This window comes from Streptococcus sp. HMSC078H03, from assembly GCF_001808655.1.
Lineage (GTDB): Bacteria > Bacillota > Bacilli > Lactobacillales > Streptococcaceae > Streptococcus > Streptococcus salivarius_G.
The window spans coordinates 1-15807 of record NZ_KV794086.1 but is presented as its reverse complement, the minus strand read 5'-3'; the positions used below and the strand labels follow the sequence as shown (position 1 = coordinate 15807).

At 38.3% G+C, this 15807-nt stretch carries 18 protein-coding genes; 3 read left to right on the top strand and 15 right to left on the bottom strand.

Annotated features, from left to right (window positions below; translation table 11 throughout):
* Positions 1-93: 93 nt before the first annotated feature.
* The 11 genes from fabZ to HMPREF2607_RS02690 form a co-directional block, all read right to left on the bottom strand.
* Complete coding sequence (gene fabZ / locus HMPREF2607_RS02740; RefSeq protein WP_002885470.1) at positions 94-519, bottom strand: 3-hydroxyacyl-ACP dehydratase FabZ; 426 nt, start codon at positions 517-519, stop codon at positions 94-96.
* On the bottom strand, positions 516-1010 hold the full coding sequence (accB, locus tag HMPREF2607_RS02735; RefSeq protein ID WP_002885548.1) for an acetyl-CoA carboxylase biotin carboxyl carrier protein: 495 nt from the start codon (positions 1008-1010) through the stop codon (positions 516-518). The genes fabZ and accB overlap by 4 nt, the downstream gene beginning before the upstream one ends.
* Positions 1011-1013: 3 nt before the next feature.
* Complete coding sequence (fabF, locus tag HMPREF2607_RS02730) at positions 1014-2246, bottom strand: beta-ketoacyl-ACP synthase II (RefSeq protein WP_002885574.1); 1233 nt, start codon at positions 2244-2246, stop codon at positions 1014-1016.
* Positions 2247-2307: 61 nt separating this feature from the next.
* Positions 2308-3042, bottom strand: coding sequence for a 3-oxoacyl-[acyl-carrier-protein] reductase (gene fabG, locus HMPREF2607_RS02725; protein WP_002886656.1), 735 nt, complete (start codon positions 3040-3042; stop codon positions 2308-2310).
* 12 nt (positions 3043-3054) lie between these two features.
* Positions 3055-3975 (bottom strand): ACP S-malonyltransferase, encoded by a 921-nt coding sequence (gene fabD / locus HMPREF2607_RS02720; protein WP_021147171.1) that lies wholly within the window; start codon positions 3973-3975, stop codon positions 3055-3057.
* Between the two features lie 22 nt (positions 3976-3997).
* The gene (fabK, locus tag HMPREF2607_RS02715) at positions 3998-4963 is read right to left on the bottom strand and encodes an enoyl-[acyl-carrier-protein] reductase FabK (protein ID WP_021144652.1); all 966 of its coding nucleotides are present in this window, start codon (positions 4961-4963) and stop codon (positions 3998-4000) included.
* Between the two features lie 105 nt (positions 4964-5068).
* Entirely contained in the window at positions 5069-5293 is a 225-nt protein-coding gene (locus HMPREF2607_RS02710) for an acyl carrier protein (RefSeq protein WP_002885495.1), read from the bottom strand.
* A 63-nt stretch (positions 5294-5356) separates the two neighbouring features.
* Positions 5357-6319, bottom strand: a complete 963-nt coding sequence (locus HMPREF2607_RS02705) for a beta-ketoacyl-ACP synthase III (protein WP_021144653.1) — start codon at positions 6317-6319, stop codon at positions 5357-5359.
* Positions 6319-6753 (bottom strand): fatty acid biosynthesis transcriptional regulator FabT, encoded by a 435-nt coding sequence (locus HMPREF2607_RS02700; RefSeq protein ID WP_002885562.1) that lies wholly within the window; start codon positions 6751-6753, stop codon positions 6319-6321. Before HMPREF2607_RS02700 ends, HMPREF2607_RS02705 begins: the two co-directional genes overlap by 1 nt.
* Before the next feature lie 104 nt (positions 6754-6857).
* Positions 6858-7649 (bottom strand): enoyl-CoA hydratase, encoded by a 792-nt coding sequence (locus HMPREF2607_RS02695; RefSeq protein ID WP_013990100.1) that lies wholly within the window; start codon positions 7647-7649, stop codon positions 6858-6860.
* Between the two features lie 211 nt (positions 7650-7860).
* Positions 7861-8499, bottom strand: a complete 639-nt coding sequence (locus HMPREF2607_RS02690; protein ID WP_002886650.1) for an HAD family hydrolase — start codon at positions 8497-8499, stop codon at positions 7861-7863.
* Between the two features lie 129 nt (positions 8500-8628).
* Here HMPREF2607_RS02690 and HMPREF2607_RS02685 point away from each other — a divergent pair, with 129 nt between their 5' ends.
* Positions 8629-9987 carry an aspartate kinase gene (locus tag HMPREF2607_RS02685; protein ID WP_002886649.1) on the top strand — a complete coding sequence of 453 codons (1359 nt, stop codon included), beginning with the start codon at positions 8629-8631 and terminating at the stop codon, positions 9985-9987.
* A gap of 149 nt (positions 9988-10136) precedes the next feature.
* Here the strand turns inward: HMPREF2607_RS02685 and asnA are convergent, their stop codons facing one another.
* Positions 10137-11129 (bottom strand): aspartate--ammonia ligase, encoded by a 993-nt coding sequence (gene asnA, locus HMPREF2607_RS02680; protein ID WP_013990097.1) that lies wholly within the window; start codon positions 11127-11129, stop codon positions 10137-10139.
* 109 nt (positions 11130-11238) lie between these two features.
* Complete coding sequence (gene rlmD, locus HMPREF2607_RS02675) at positions 11239-12594, bottom strand: 23S rRNA (uracil(1939)-C(5))-methyltransferase RlmD (protein ID WP_070475684.1); 1356 nt, start codon at positions 12592-12594, stop codon at positions 11239-11241.
* 34 nt (positions 12595-12628) lie between these two features.
* On the opposite strand from rlmD, the gene recX reads away from it, so the two are divergent.
* Positions 12629-13405, top strand: a complete 777-nt coding sequence (gene recX / locus HMPREF2607_RS02670) for a recombination regulator RecX (protein WP_070475681.1) — start codon at positions 12629-12631, stop codon at positions 13403-13405.
* Between the two features lie 70 nt (positions 13406-13475).
* Positions 13476-14009 carry a nucleoside tri-diphosphate phosphatase gene (locus HMPREF2607_RS02665; protein WP_002886644.1) on the top strand — a complete coding sequence of 178 codons (534 nt, stop codon included), beginning with the start codon at positions 13476-13478 and terminating at the stop codon, positions 14007-14009.
* A 29-nt stretch (positions 14010-14038) separates the two neighbouring features.
* Here HMPREF2607_RS02665 and HMPREF2607_RS02660 read toward each other — a convergent pair whose 3' ends face one another.
* Together HMPREF2607_RS02660 and HMPREF2607_RS02655 are read right to left on the bottom strand one after the other, a co-directional pair.
* The gene (locus HMPREF2607_RS02660) at positions 14039-14698 is read right to left on the bottom strand and encodes a DUF1803 domain-containing protein (protein ID WP_070475677.1); all 660 of its coding nucleotides are present in this window, start codon (positions 14696-14698) and stop codon (positions 14039-14041) included.
* A 54-nt stretch (positions 14699-14752) separates the two neighbouring features.
* Positions 14753-15685, bottom strand: a complete 933-nt coding sequence (locus HMPREF2607_RS02655; protein ID WP_048790253.1) for a manganese-dependent inorganic pyrophosphatase — start codon at positions 15683-15685, stop codon at positions 14753-14755.
* Positions 15686-15807 lie beyond the last annotated feature (122 nt).

Genomic DNA, 15807 nt, shown 5'->3' with positions numbered 1-15807 from the left:
TTGATAGTCTGTGTTGATTTCCTTTCTATGTGATAGACCAATGTCTAAAGAAAAATCCTTTCCGACTGTCGCCAGAAGGATTTTCACAAAACATTAGCTTCCAATAGCAAAAGTCAAAGTACCTGATGCAGCAAGTTTCCCATCGACTTCAGCCTTAGCTTCAACAACAGCAATTGTTCCACGACGTTTAACAAACTTAGCTGTCATAACAAGTTGGTCACCAGGAACCACTTGTTTTTTAAATTTAACCTTATCCATACCTGCGTAAAAGACTAATTTGCCTTTGTTTTCAGGTTTAGACAATTCAAGAACACCAGCTGTTTGCGCAAGAGCTTCCATGATAAGAACGCCAGGCATAACTGGGTATTGAGGAAAATGTCCATTAAAGAAAGGTTCATTGATCGTTACATTTTTAATAGCTGTGATTTCGTCTTCTGAAACTTCTAGCACACGGTCAACCAAAAGCATTGGATAACGGTGTGGTAAAGCTTCACGAATAGCATTAATATCAATTGTCATTTGATGCGTACCAATCCTTTTCCATAGTCAACAACTTCTTCATTCGCTACCAAGATCTCAGTAATAACACCATCTTTAGGCGCTGGCACTTCATTCATAACCTTCATCGCTTCAACGATAAGAAGAGTTTGACCTTTCTTAACAGTGTCGCCAACAGAAACAAAGGCTGGTTTTTCAGGTGATGGAGACAAGTAAGCCACACCGACAAGTGGACTTTCAACCACTTCTCCTTCAGCAGCTTGAGCTGGTGCAGAAGCTTCTTCAACTGGTGTTGCTGGAGTTTCAACAGCAGCAGGTGCTGCTACTGGAGCAACCGGAGCCTGAGGAGCTGGCGCAACTACTTCAACTGTAGGAGCTACTGGGGCAGCTGTTACTGAACTTGTTTGATTTTTGCTCAAGTTCAATTCTTCACCATTGTTTTTGTATGAAAATTCACGCAAAGTTGATGCATCAAATTGAGCCAACAAATCTTTGATTTCAGAAATATTCATGAATTAAGCCTCCCAACGTTTAAAGGCAAGAACAGCATTGTGTCCACCAAAACCGAAAGTATTTGAAATTGCGTACTCAATATCAGCTTCTTGACCTTCACCATAAACAACATTAGCTTCTATGTAGTCAGACAATTCTTTTGTACCAGCAGTTTTCGGTACATAGCTATGACGAATAGCTTCGATTGTTGCAATAGCCTCAACCGCACCAGCAGCACCTAGCAAGTGACCTGTAAATGATTTAGTAGATGAAACTGGAACATCTTTACCAAGTACAGAAACAATGGCGCCACTTTCACCTTTTTCATTGGCAGGTGTTGATGTCCCGTGAGCATTAACATAATCAACATCTTCAGGTTTGATACCAGCTTCATTGATAGCCAATTTAATTGCTTTAGCAGCACCAGAACCGTCTGGAGTTGGTGTTGTCATGTGATAGGCATCACAGTTTGATCCGTAACCAACAATCTCAGCCAAGATGTTAGCACCACGTTTTTGGGCATGTTCCAAGCTTTCGATAACGAGAACCCCTGCACCTTCACCCATAACAAAACCATTACGGTCTTTATCAAATGGAATTGATGAACGTTCTGGATCCTCTGTTGTTGAAAGTGCTGTAAGAGCATTGAAACCACCAATACCAATCTTAGTGATTGAAGCTTCAGCACCACCAGCCAAGACAACATCATGCAAACCGAATTTAATTTCACGGAAGGCTTCACCGATTGCATCATTGGCAGAGGCACAAGCAGTCGTCACTGATTTACATACCCCTTGAGCACCAATTTTAAGAGCAATGTTACCAGCACCCATGTTTGAAAGTGCTTTAGGGATAAACATTGGTTTGATACGTTTCATCCCACGTTCGTGCATACGAATGATTTGATCTTCAAGTTCTTGAAGACCACCGATACCAGATGACACGATGACACCAACACGATCACGATCTTCTTCTTCCATGTTAAGTCCTGAATTTTCAAGAGCTTCCATAGCAGCATAAATCGCATAAAGTGAGTAAGTGTCCATACGGTTAGTATCTTTTTTCACAAAGTACTTATCGAACGGGAAATCTTGGATTTCACCAGCGTTAAAGACTGGAATTTCAGAAGCATCGAACTTCGTAATTGGTTTGATACCAATTTTACCGTCATGAAGACTGTTCCAAAATTCTTCTGGTGTATTACCGATTGGTGAGGTTACGCCGTAACCTGTAACAACAACACGATTTGTAGACATATATATTCTCCTTTTGTCGGGTGGATATTCTAGTAAATGACTTTTTGATATTGACATTCAATTATTGCATGGTCATACCACCATCAATAGCGATGGTTTGACCTGTGAGATATTCTTGACTAGCCAAGAATGCTGCAACTTCAGCCACTTCTTCTGCTTGACCAATACGTTTCATTGGCACTTGAGCAATCATAGCATCTTTCATTTTCTCTGGAATAGCGTCAGTCATATCTGATTCAATGAAACCAGGAGCAATAGCATTGACACGGACACCACGAGCCGCAACTTCACGCGCCACTGATTTTGTAAAACCAATCAAACCAGCTTTTGAAGCCGCATAGTTAGCTTGACCAATATTCCCCATGAGACCTACAACAGATGACATATTGATGATGGCACCTTGACGAGCCTTAGACATTGGTTTTAAGACAGCCTGTGTCATATTGAAAGCACCAGTCAAGTTGATTTTCAAGACACGTTCAAAATCTTCTTCACTCATCTTCAACATCAACTTATCATTAGTGATCCCAGCATTATTAACTAGCACATCAACACTACCAAGCTTTTCAATAGCTTCAGCTACCATACGTTTAGCATCTTCACCGTTAGAAATATCACCTGAGATACCTACAACTGTTACACCATAATCTGCAAACTGTGCAAGCAAGTCCTCAGAGATTTCAGAACGTCCATTTAGAACAACATTGGCACCAAGACTAGCAAATTTGTGTGCCACAGCTAATCCAATTCCACGTGTTGAACCTGTTACAAAAACATTTTTATTCTTAAGTTCCATGTTTACCTCGTTTTAAGCATTAAGAAGGGCATCAAGACTAGCTTGATCTTCAACATTATAAGTTGGTAAGGTTTTATCAATTTTCTTCAAGAAGCCTGACAAGACTTTTCCTGGACCAATCTCAATTACTTCATCTACACCAAATTCTTGGATAGTGGCAATCGAATCATAAAAACGTACAGGTTCCATCACCTGACGAGCCAAAAGTGCTTTGACGTCTTCTGACTTCATGATTTGAGCCTCAGTATTACCTACTAAAGGAAGCGTAAAGTCCTTGAATGACACTTTCTCAAGTTCTGCTGCCAATTTTTGACTAGCTGATTCAAGTAAAGCTGTATGGAACGGCCCTGAAACATTAAGAGGAATCAGACGTTTAGCACCAGCTTCTTTAAGCAATTCCACAGCATAATCAACAGCCTCAACTTCACCACCAATAACAATTTGTGCTGGAGTATTATAGTTAGCAGGCGTTACTACACCCTTTTCAGATGCTTTTTGACAGATTTCTTCAATCAAACTTGGATCTGTATTCATGACAGCAACCATTTTCCCACTTCCAGCAGGAGCAGCTGTTTCCATGAATTCTCCACGTTTAGCAACCAGGGCTACCGCATCCTCAAATGAGAGTGCTCCAGCCGCAACTAGGGCAGAATATTCACCCAAAGAGAGACCGGCAACAATATCAGGAGTGATACCATTTTCTGCCAAAAGGCGATAAATGGCTACTGACGTTGTCAAAATAGCTGGTTGAGTATAGCGTGTCTGATTAAGTTTTTCTTCGTTAGAATCAATCAATTCACGCAAATCATAACCTAGAATACGACTTGCCGTATCAAATGTCTCTTTGACAACGGGATAAGTCGCATACAAATCGCTCGCCATGCCCAATTTCTGAGCCCCTTGACCAGCAAATAAGAACGCACGTTTTGTCACTATCCTAATCCTTTCGACGTTTTTAGACGTTTACATCTGCCCAACGAGCAGCTTCTTCTTTAATCACCTTGGCAGCACCTGTGTATAGGTCTTCCAAGATTTCTGCACATGTTTCTTCTTTACGAACAAGACCTGCAATTTGTCCAGCCATAACTGAACCATATTCCACATCTCCATCAACAACCGCGTTACGAAGGGCACCTGCACCAAGCTCTTCAATTTCCTCTTGAGTCTTCTTACCAGCCAAGAAATCTTTTTCAGCTTGGTTATATTCAGTAGCCAATTTATTCTTAATCGCACGAACTGGGTGTCCAACAACTGAGGCTGAAATAACAGTATCAATATCTTTAGCCTTCAAAATCTTATCTTTGAAGTTTTGGTGTGCATTAGATTCTTTAGCAACAGCGAAACGCGTACCAACCTGAACAGCTTCTGCTCCAAGCATAAGAACAGCAGCCATACCACGTCCATCAGCAACACCACCAGCTCCAATAACTGGGATAGATACCGCATCAGCAACTTGGCGAACAAGTGCCATAGTTGTCAATTTACCGATGTGACCACCAGCTTCCATACCTTCTGCGACAACAGCATCTGCTCCAAGTTTTTCCATACGTTTAGCAAGTGCTACCGATGGAATAACTGGGATTACTGTAATTCCAGCATCGTGGAAACGCTCCATATATTTACCTGGATTTCCGGCTCCTGTTGTAACAACCTTAACGCCCTCTTCGATAACGAGGTCAACGATGTCATCTGCAAATGGTGACAAAAGCATGATATTAACACCGAAAGGTTTGTCAGTGATTTGTTTTACTCTATCAATATTAGCTTTTACCACTTCTTTAGGGGCATTACCGCCACCAATAATTCCGAGTCCACCAGCATTTGAAACGGCTCCTGCCAAGTCGCCATCAGCAACCCAGGCCATACCACCTTGGAAGATTGGATATTTAATTCCTAACAGTTCTGTAATACGAGATTTCATTTTGCACCTTTTTTCGATTTTCTAATCAAATAAATAGTTTAATAATCAAAGTAATTGTATAAACAAAGGAGAATATCCCAAATAAGAATATTCTCTATGCCCTGCTCATTTAGTTTTTTCTTCTACGTAAGCAACAAGGTCACCAACAGTGTTAAGACCTTCTTCAGTTTCGATTTGGATATCGAACTCATCTTCGATTTCTGAGATAACTTGGAACACGTCAAGTGAGTCAGCGTCAAGTTCGTCAAAAGTAGTTTCTACTTTTACTTCTTCTGCATCTTTCCCAAGTTCTTCAACGATGATTTCTTGTACTTTTTCAAATACTGCCATTTTAATTTCTCCTTTAAGATAAATATATTTCTTATAATCTATGCTGGTGCATAATTTATATAACTAGATTTTAACAATAAGACTGCCCCATGTCAAACCCCCACCAAAACCTGATAAGAGAATTGTTTGACCGCTGTCTAATTTTAAGGTCCCATTCGCCACGTTTTCAGAAAGCAGAATTGGGATACTTGCCGCACTGGTATTACCATAAGACATCATGTTTGCCAAGAATTTGTCACGATTGACATCGATTTTCTTAGCCATAATATCCAAAATACGAATATTAGCTTGATGAAGAAGGAAGTAATCAGGCTCACCTTTTTCTTCAACCAAGGCCTTAATACTCTTTGAAACCGTCTTAACGGCAAAATCAAAGATTGCTTTCCCATCCATTTGCATATAGGGATTGGGCTGATCAGACTCATCTGAATAAGGCGAGATAACTGCAGAGGCTCCTGACTCAAGACCACCCTTGCTACCATCGGTATTTAAAGATTCTCCCAAGAAATGTTCTTCTTCAGTTTCTTCCAAAAGGACTCCGCCAGCACCATCTCCAAAGAGGACAGCTGTTGTACGGTCAGACCAGTCTAACGTTTTAGAAAGGACTTCAGCACCAATAACTAGACCTCTTTTGTAGACACCTGACTTAATCAATTTTTCTGCGGTTGCCAGGGCAAAGACAAACCCACTACATGCCGCAGTAATATCAAAAGCAAAGGCATTGACTGCTCCAATTGTTCCTTGAACACGCGCTGCCACTGACGGCATCGAGCTATCAGGAGAAATCGTTGCAACTAAAACAAAGTCTAGCTCCTCAGGAGCTAATCCTGATTTTTCTAATAGCTGATGAGCAACATTGGTAGCTAAATCACTCGTATTCTCATTCAATGAGATGCGACGTTCCTGAATACCGGTACGTGAGCGAATCCACTCATCGCTAGTATCCATGATTTTTGATAGGTCATCATTAGTCACGACCTGAGCAGGTGCATAATGGGCAACCTGACTAATTTTTGCAAATGCCATTATTTCAACTCCTCAAGAAAGGCGTGGAGATTTTCCAATCCCTTGCTCATAACCTTCAATTCCTCGTCGTTAAAGCCTTCTGTAATCCTCATCACCATTGATTTATGAAAACGACGGTGAAGACGATATACCAAACGACCCTTTTTAGAAAGCGAAAGATGGACCACACGACGGTCAACTGATGAACGCGTACGGACAATATAACCTTTCTTTTCAAGTTTATTGAGAGATGTTGTTACAGTACCAAGAGTTAGCATGAGTTCTTTAGCTACTGCACTTGGTGTCGTATCTGGATGTGTACCGATCACATCAATGGTATGCATTTCCTTGAGGGAAACATCGTTAAACTTTGAATTCTTTAAACTTGCTTCTTCGATAATAACTACGTTATTAAAAATATCAACAAGATAGCCATCAATTTTGTCGTAATTCACACCAGACTCCTTTCAATAAAACTTTGACTTTCAAATTATATCAGACTCAAACTAATTTCGCAAGCCCGATTAAAAAACTTTAGTTTTTCTTTTAGAAAATGTGGCTATTTTCCTTGGAATTTAGGTCGACGACGCTCACTATAAGCACGTACCCCTTCTTTGAAGTCTTCTGTGAAAGCAAGAGATTTTTGCAAGTCAAGTTCCAACTTAGCGTAGTTTTCCCATCCTGCAAATTCAGATTCCCAAACCATTTCTTTAATAGCTTTAAAGGAATTCACTGAAGAGCGGTTCAATTTTTTAATCAATTGACTCACAGTTTTTTCAAGTTTTTCTGACTCAACAACTTTGTAGGCAATTCCCCAGTCCAAGGCTTTTTCAGCTGATACTGGCTCTCCTGTCATGGTAATTTGAGTCGCACGGTTAATACCGATTGAACGTGTCAAAAGGTAGAGACCTCCAGCGTCAGGTGCCAAACCAACACCTACAAAAGCTTGGATGAATTTAGCTTTATCAGATGCAATCGTAAAGTCTGCTGCAACAGCTAAGTTAGCTGCAGCACCTGCACATGGTCCATCAACTACCATGATGACTGGCTTAGGCAATTTTTTAAGAGCAAAAGAAATTTCATTTACCTGCTCAGCAATACGAACCAAAGACTGTACATCATCTACAGCAACCGCTTTTTGCATTTGATCAAGGTCACCACCAACAGAAAAGACTTTTCCATTAGCATTGATTACCAAGAATTTTACTGACGCATCTTGTTTAGCTTCCTCAATTGCAGCCATAATCTCATCACAAACTGGAATATTAAATCCATTTTGCACTTCTGGACGATTAAGCGTTAAAGTTGCTACTCCATCTTCAACACTATAAAGAATTGTTTCGTAAGCCATTTTTTGCATTCCTCCGATAACTAGTTCCTATATGAAAACCGTATGTTCTTTATTTTTTTATCACAATTTTATTTGATGAATAGATAATTTGATTATCAAATCATTCATCGTTAATTTCTAGTATACCATAGTCCATCTAAAGGTCAACAAAAACTTAGAGTTTTTTAATTTGATACATCAAAACACCGAGTTCTACAACTCGGTGTCTCTTCTATTTTAATAAATCTAAAACATCCATAAGGTTATCCAACAAGCCTTTGGCTGCACCTTGATCCATGCCAAAACGATTATCTTTAATGGCCCAAACCTCAACACCTGCAGCGACTCCAGCAGCAATCCCCTTTTCGCTATCTTCGATAATCAGCGCCTGATTTGCTTCCACGTTCAAATGCTGTAATGCTGTCAGATAAATCTCTGGATTGGGTTTACTCTCTTTAAATTCTTCTCCTGAGAGAACCACATCAAAGAAACCATTCAAATGATTTTCCTCCAAAGCTCTAAGGATATCTGCCTTTACTGAGCTAGAAGCTAAACCTATTTTCAACCCTCGAGAATTCACTTCATTCAAGACCTTGAAAACATCAGGAAAGATTAATTCTTTATAGGGTAAGGGGTTGTCTTGTTTATAGGCATTGTACTCTTCTTGTAAAGTTGGCACATCCCAGTTATCATAGTCATCTCTGAGAATATTTTCCCAAACTTGCTTGGTATTTCCACCTATAAAGAAAGACGGGGGTAAATGGTCTATTGAAATTCCCTTTTGAGCTAAGAAATTTGCACGTCGATCATAATAATATTTTTCAGTGTCAAAAAGGACACCATCCATATCAAAAATAATTGCCTCTACCACGGGATATCCTCCTTTTCTTTTCTTATTGTACCATAATCAGACTAAATCTTACTTGCTTTTAAAAACAATGTGACAAATTGTCAGAATTTTGCTATAATTGTAGAGTAATTTAAAATTTTTGGAGTAACTATGAAAGTCATCAAATTCGGTGGAAGCTCGCTTGCTTCAGCCACACAATTAGAAAAAGTCTTAAACATTGTAAAATCTGACCCTGAACGTCGCTTTGTCGTTGTCTCTGCCCCAGGTAAACGTAACGATGAAGATACCAAAGTCACAGACGCCTTGATTAAATACTATAAACACTACACAAAAGGTGCTGATGTCAAAGCTGACCAAGAATGGATTATTAACCGCTATCAAGCTATGGTCGATGAGCTAGGCTTCAAATCAACAGAAATGGCGAAGATTGCTAAATCTATCAACGATCTTGCCACTCTTCCTATTGAAGACAATGATTTCCTTTATGATACTTTCCTAGCTGCAGGGGAAGATAATAACGCAAAATTAATCGCAGAATATTTCCGTAATAACGGTATTGAAGCACGTTACGTTCACCCTCGCCAAGCTGGTATTTTTGTCTCAAGCGAACCTGGAAATGCTCGTATCCTTCCAGGAGCTTATGACAAGTTGGAAGAGCTTCGCGAATCAGATGAGGTTCTTGTAATCCCTGGTTTCTTCGGTGTTACCCCTGATAATCAAATTTGTACTTTCTCACGTGGAGGCTCTGATATCACTGGTTCTATCGTTGCAGCTGGAGTTAAGGCAGACTTATATGAAAACTTCACAGATGTAGATGGTATTTTCGCAGCCCATCCTGGTGTCGTTCATGAACCACATTCAATTCCAGAGTTGACTTACAAGGAAATGCGTGAATTGGCATATGCTGGCTTCTCAGTTCTTCATGACGAAGCCCTTCTCCCTGCCTACCGTGGTAAAATTCCACTCGTTATTAAAAATACAAATAACCCAGACCACCCAGGCACACGCATTATTCTTGAACACAAGGGTGCAACTGTTCCTGTCGTTGGTATCGCGAGTGATGATAAATTCGTCAGCATCAATATGACCAAATACCTCATGAACCGTGAAGTTGGTTTTGGACGTAAGGTCCTCCAAATTTTGGAAGATTTAAACATCCGTTGGGAACACATGCCTTCTGGAATCGATGATCTCTCAATCATTATTCGAGAACGTGAACTTACCCCAATCAAAGAACAAGAAATTCTTTCATACTTGACTCGTGAACTCGGTGTTGATGAAGTTGAAATTGAACATGGCCTTTCAATCCTCATGATTGTTGGTGAAAATATGAAAGACCACATCGGTGTTACAGCGACAGCGGCTAAAGCGCTCTCTGAAAAACATATTAACCTAGAAATGATTTCTCAAGGTTCTAGTGAAGTTTCTGTTATGTTTGTAATTGAAACCGAGCAAGAAAAAGCAGCTGTCAGAGCTCTTTACGATGCTTTTTTCCGTAGTGACGACTAATCTAAAAACCTATCTCCTTCAAGGGATAGGTTTTTTCTTTATGAAAAAATAAGTCATCTCTCATGATATTTACTCCAATAGAAAATTCGTTGAGCAATTATACACAGCAATTGCTAACCAAAAAACACTAACTTTCGTTAGTGCTTTTTTTACAAGATATTTTCGTAAGTTTCACGAACGGCATCTGGCCAAACTGAAGTTTGAACCTCACCAATATGTTTCTTACGAAGCAAGAACATAGCCATACGTGACTGACCAATACCTCCACCAATTGTTAGTGGGAAAAGGCCATGTAACAAGGCTTGGTGCCAATCCAATTTCAAACGATCTTGGTCGCCAGTAATTTCAACCTGACGTTTAAGGGCATCTTCATCAACACGAATACCCATTGATGACAATTCAAAGGCATGTCCTAATTGTTCATTCCAAACCAAGATATCCCCATTCAAACCATGGTAACCATTCTCAGACTCAGTTGTCCAGTCATCATAGTCAGGTGCACGGCCATCATGTGGTTTTCCATCAGGAAGAACACCACCGATACCAATCAAGAATACAGCGCCATATTCCTTGGTAATAGCATCTTCACGCTCTTTTGGTGTCAAATCAGGGTACTTCTCAACAAGTTCTTCTGAATGGATGAAGGTAATTTTCTTTGGTAAAATTGCTTCAATATCGTAACGTGCTTCAACTGCTAGCTCAGTCAAACGAATGACCTTATAAATGGTTTCAACAGTTTCTTTCAAGTAAGCGATATTACGATGTCCGTCAGGAATAACTTTTTCCCAGTCCCATTGGTCAACGTAAACAGAGTGCGTTGCATCCAATGAATCTTCATCTGGACGAAGAGCCTTCATATTAACCACGAGCCCTTCACCTTCATTGAAACCAAAACGAGCCAAAGTATGGCGTTTCCATTTTGCTAATGAGTGAACAACTTCGTATGTTGCGTCAGGAATCTGAAGCACATTAACAGTTACAGGATTTTCAATACCGCTCAAATTATCCTGCATACCATCCCCGACCTTACTCAAAATAGGCCCTTGCACTTCAACGACGTCAAGTTTATCAATCAAATACTGTGTAAAAGTATTCTTCACAAAAGAAATTTCCTCTTGTTGATGAATGAAGCTCTTTTTCATACGCTCCTCCTTTAAAAAATCGATAAGCCTATTATACTCCTATTTTTCAGAAAAATAAAGAAATTTTCCAACAATTTGGAAAATTTCTTGTTTTTTATGTTAGGTTTTATCACATTTTCTTAGCCAGCTTCACAACTGCTTCTGTTCGAGCTGTATGAGGAAACATGTCTACTGACTGAATATAATTAACATCATAAACTTTAGCCAAAGAAACTAGGTCTCTAGCCAAAGTAGATACATTACATGAAACATAAACCATTTTTTCAGGAGTGTAGGCCAGTATCGTTTTAAGTAGCTTATCATCTAAACCAGTTCTAGGTGGATCCACAATAAGAGCATCTGCTCGATAGCCTTCCTTGTACCAACGAGGAATGATATCTTCTGCTTTCCCCACCTCATAGTGAGCATTTTCCAGTCCAAGTGATTTAGCATTCTTTCTAGCATCCTCAATAGCCTCTGGAATAATATCCATACCTCGAATACTCTTTACCTTATTTGCAAAAGCCAGTCCAATAGTACCAACCCCACAATAAGCATCAATAAGGTGTTCAGCTTTACCTACATCCAAAGCTTCAACGGCCTGACCATAGAGTACCTCTGTTTGTTGAGGATTCAACTGGTAAAATGCACGAGGAGAGAGAGCAAAGCTATAGTCCAGTACCTCTTCTTGAATAGTGTCTTGCCCCCAAAGAATTTCCGTCTCTTTACCATAAATCTCGCTAGATTTCGAATAATTATAATTGACAGCAATAGTTACAATCTCTGGAAAACTTTCCGTCAATTCCTTAACCAATTTAGTGAAAGAAACTGATTTAGAGGTTACAAAAATCAACTGGACCTGATTTGAACCCAAAGCACGTCGTATCATAACAGTACGAATTCCAGCAATTTTACGCTCATTATAAATTGGGAACTTGTATTTATCTAACAAATTTGTCACCTTATTCATAATGGCTTGAGTTAGATCATCCTGAACTAGACAATCATCAATATTAATGAGGCGATGACTCCCTTCCGCAAATAAGCCAGCTTTAACTGAGCCATCAAAAGAACGGGTTTGAAATTGTAGTTTAGCTCGGTAATGTTGTGGTTGCTCCATACCAATTGTTGGACGAATGTCATATGACTCAAAATTAGCCGGTTTAAACTTCTTCAAGGCTTGTCCTAATAAGTCAGTTTTAAACTCTAATTGCTTATCATAACGAAGATGCATTAACTGGCAACCGCCACAGTCTTCATAAATACTACATGCAGGTTCAACACGAAACTTAGAAGGCTTATTAATCTTTAATAATTTTGCATGAACAAAGTTTCTCTTAACAGAAACAACCTGACAGAATACTTCTTCACCCTTCAAAGCCCCTGGCACAAAAACTAGAGTTTTCTTATAAAAACCAATGCCTTCGCCATTGATTCCCATGCGTTTTATCTTAAGCGGGATACGCTGTTTCACTTGTAAATTCATACTACCATTCTAACATTTTGATATAATAATAACTATGAAAATCACAAAAATTGAGAAGAAAAAGAAACTTTATCTCATTGAGATAGACAAAAAAGAGAGTCTCTACGTTACAGAAGATACCATCGTTAAATACATGTTGACAAAAGAAATGATACTGGACAAAAATCAACTTGAGGATATTAAATCCTTTTCCCAGTTCTCACATGGTAAAAACTTAGCCCTCTATTTTATTTCATTTAAACAACGTACTGAGAAAGAAGTAAAAGATTACCTTTTTAAACATGAAATAAACCCTCATATAATCCCAAAAATTATTGATAATCTAAAAAGAGATCACTGGATTGATGATTACAAACTCCTAGAAAGTCTAGCTCAACAAAATCTGAATTCAGGCGATAAAGGAGCCTATGTGCTGAAGCAAAAATGGCTTCAAAAAGGTTGTAACAAACAGATCATTGACGATGTTTTAAGTCAATTTGATTTCTCAGAAATAGCCATTAGAGTAGCTTCAAAACTGTTACGAAAATATCAGGGAAAACTACCATCTAAAGCCCTAAAAGATAAATTAACTCAAAGCCTTATCAATAAAGGTTTTTCATTTCAAGAAAGTAAACTAGCAATCGATCATCTAGAACTTGAAGCAGATGAAGAAACTGAACAAGCTCTCCTTTATAAAGAAATAGATAAGCAATATCAAAAATTTAGTAAAAAATACGACGGTTATGAACTTAAGCAGCGCTTGACACAATCTTTAGCCAGAAAAGGTTATGACTTTGATGCCATAGCATCCGCTCTAAGAGAATATTTATAGGAATTTCCCCTCTTTTCACAAAATTATGATACAATAGTGGGGATAACCCTTATTGTAGAAAGAGGACGCCATGAAATTACCGAAAGAAGGCGACTTTATCACAATTCAAAGTTATAAGCATGATGGTAGTTTGCACCGTACTTGGCGCGATACTATGGTACTAAAGACAACTGAGAATGCTGTTATTGGCGTTAACGACCACACCCTCGTTACTGAAGCAGACGGAAGACGATGGGTAACACGTGAACCTGCTATTGTTTATTTCCACAAAAAATACTGGTTTAATATTATAGCCATGATTAGGGATAACGGCATTTCCTACTACTGCAATTTAGCTAGTCCATATATTTTGGACCAAGAAGCACTAAAATATATTGACTACGACCTAGATGTCAAAGTCTTCGCTGATGGTGAAAAAAAATTGCTAGATGTAGATGAGTATGAAACACATAAAAAAGAAATGCATTACTCTCCTGATATTGACTATATCTTAAAGGAACATGTTAAAATCTTAGTAGATTGGATTAACAATGGTAAGGGGCCATTTTCACAATCTTATGTTAACATCTGGTACAAACGTTATCTTGAACTAAGGAATCGTTAAAGTTGTCATAAAAAAGACTAGTAATAATACTAGTCTTTTTTTGCACTAAAAACTAATGCTTCGGAATCTAGGTCCATATTCAAAAGATAACGCCCCTCTTCTACTTGAACAAGATACCCTAATAATACTAAAGCATCAACAAAAATATTCCTCCTTTTTTGAAGTGCATATTCCTTCCTAACGTATTTTAAAAGAAAAGTCGTAACATGTTTTAAAAAATATTCAGGATTAACATCCCCTAATATATCATATAATCTATTCTGCTCTTCCGATAATGGTAGATTTTCTTTTAATTTATATAAATAGTTTGAAATTGTAAGATCATCTCTCGTGATACTCGTTTGTTCAATAATGACAACTTCATTAGTAGAATTAGATATCTCAGTAACAAATCTACGATTTAATAGCTCTAAATAACAAGTAGAATCATCTTCAATAAAAAAATGCTGATCTAAGTCAATTGTAGAAGAATCCAACACTAGATTAATTAATAGACGATAACGCTTCTCAAATCGTTCAATATAGCCTGCTTTTACAAACTCCTCAATTAATTTATCTATATTCTTTTGAAAAGGAAACTCCCTTTTTATTGCTCTCAGGGTCACAGGCTGATTAAGATATAGATAATTCACTATTTCCATAAAAAAAGCTTGCTTACATAGTTTGTTTGGGTTAAATTGTATTATCATAAGAAGTATTATACCATTAATCAGACCACTAAAAAAAGGCCTGACGGCCTAATTTTATGCATTAAAGCTTTCAGTCAACTGTGGTACTACTTGTTTCTTACGAGAAACGGCACCTTCAAGGAAAGCATGATTATTTTCTAAAACAAAATCAAAGGCTTCTTCAACATTATCAGTATTTGAACCAAGTGCAAGAATTTCTGAATTTGAATTAAGGATATCAGTAATCATTAAGACAAAGTCAGAGTATCCATTGCTTTTAATTGAGTTATTAATAGCTTCTTCGATTTCCTCTTGACGAGAAAGAACATCGGAAATATCAACTGTATTAACTTGTGCAACACGAACTTGATTGCCATTCAATTCAAAAGTTTTGGCATCAATATCAATAAGTTCTTCAGCAGATTTAGAAGAAAGATTAGTACCAGCTTTAAGCATAGCAAGCCCATATTCTTCCAAATTAACTCCAGCAATTTCTGCAAGTTCAGCTGCAACTGCAGGATCTGAAGCATGTGTAGTTGGAGATTTAAGGAGAAGAGTATCCGAAATCAAACCTGACAAAAGCAAACCAGCCACTTCCTTAGGAACTTCAACATTGTTTTCTTTGAACATACGATAAACAATTGAAGAAGCTGATCCAACAGGTTCCAATCGCATCATTAATGGATTAGCGGTTTCAAAGTTAGCCACACGGTGATGGTCTACTACCTCAATAACCTCAACATCCTTAATATCTGAAATAGATTGTTGAAACTCATTATGGTCTGTAAGAATTACTTGATTAACTCCCTCTGACAAAGCTGATTCAACAACTCGTGGTGCCTCAACACCAAAATAATCAAGAACGAAAGCTGTTTCTTCGTTAGGAGTACCTAAAGCAACAGCTTCAGCATCAACGCCAAGTTGACGTTTCAAATAAGCGTATCCATAAGAAGACCCAATCGCATCAGAATCAGGGTTTTGATGACCAAAAACAAAAACTTTAGACATAAATTCACCTCAAAAATAGTATTATAAGTTATTATAACATATAAAAAAAAGAAACAAAATAAAAAGAGTAACCTAAGTTACTCGAAATATAGTCCGTACGGGATTCGAACCCGTGTTACCGC

Excerpts from the sequence above, each read along its gene's own strand:
- fabZ (WP_002885470.1), bottom strand. The coding sequence starts at position 519 with ATGACAATTGATATTAATGCTATTCGTGAAGCTTTACCACACCGTTAT.
- accB (WP_002885548.1), bottom strand. The coding sequence starts at position 1,010 with ATGAATATTTCTGAAATCAAAGATTTGTTGGCTCAATTTGATGCATCA.
- fabF (WP_002885574.1), bottom strand. The coding sequence starts at position 2,246 with ATGTCTACAAATCGTGTTGTTGTTACAGGTTACGGCGTAACCTCACCA.
- fabG (WP_002886656.1), bottom strand. The coding sequence starts at position 3,042 with ATGGAACTTAAGAATAAAAATGTTTTTGTAACAGGTTCAACACGTGGA.
- fabK (WP_021144652.1), bottom strand. The coding sequence starts at position 4,963 with ATGAAATCTCGTATTACAGAACTGTTAGGAATTAAATATCCAATCTTC.
- HMPREF2607_RS02710 (WP_002885495.1), bottom strand. The coding sequence starts at position 5,293 with ATGGCAGTATTTGAAAAAGTACAAGAAATCATCGTTGAAGAACTTGGG.
- HMPREF2607_RS02705 (WP_021144653.1), bottom strand. The coding sequence starts at position 6,319 with ATGGCATTTGCAAAAATTAGTCAGGTTGCCCATTATGCACCTGCTCAG.
- HMPREF2607_RS02695 (WP_013990100.1), bottom strand. The coding sequence starts at position 7,649 with ATGGCTTACGAAACAATTCTTTATAGTGTTGAAGATGGAGTAGCAACT.
- HMPREF2607_RS02685 (WP_002886649.1), top strand. The coding sequence starts at position 8,629 with ATGAAAGTCATCAAATTCGGTGGAAGCTCGCTTGCTTCAGCCACACAA.
- asnA (WP_013990097.1), bottom strand. The coding sequence starts at position 11,129 with ATGAAAAAGAGCTTCATTCATCAACAAGAGGAAATTTCTTTTGTGAAG.
- rlmD (WP_070475684.1), bottom strand. The coding sequence starts at position 12,594 with ATGAATTTACAAGTGAAACAGCGTATCCCGCTTAAGATAAAACGCATG.
- recX (WP_070475681.1), top strand. The coding sequence starts at position 12,629 with ATGAAAATCACAAAAATTGAGAAGAAAAAGAAACTTTATCTCATTGAG.
- HMPREF2607_RS02665 (WP_002886644.1), top strand. The coding sequence starts at position 13,476 with ATGAAATTACCGAAAGAAGGCGACTTTATCACAATTCAAAGTTATAAG.
- HMPREF2607_RS02660 (WP_070475677.1), bottom strand. The coding sequence starts at position 14,698 with ATGATAATACAATTTAACCCAAACAAACTATGTAAGCAAGCTTTTTTT.
- HMPREF2607_RS02655 (WP_048790253.1), bottom strand. The coding sequence starts at position 15,685 with ATGTCTAAAGTTTTTGTTTTTGGTCATCAAAACCCTGATTCTGATGCG.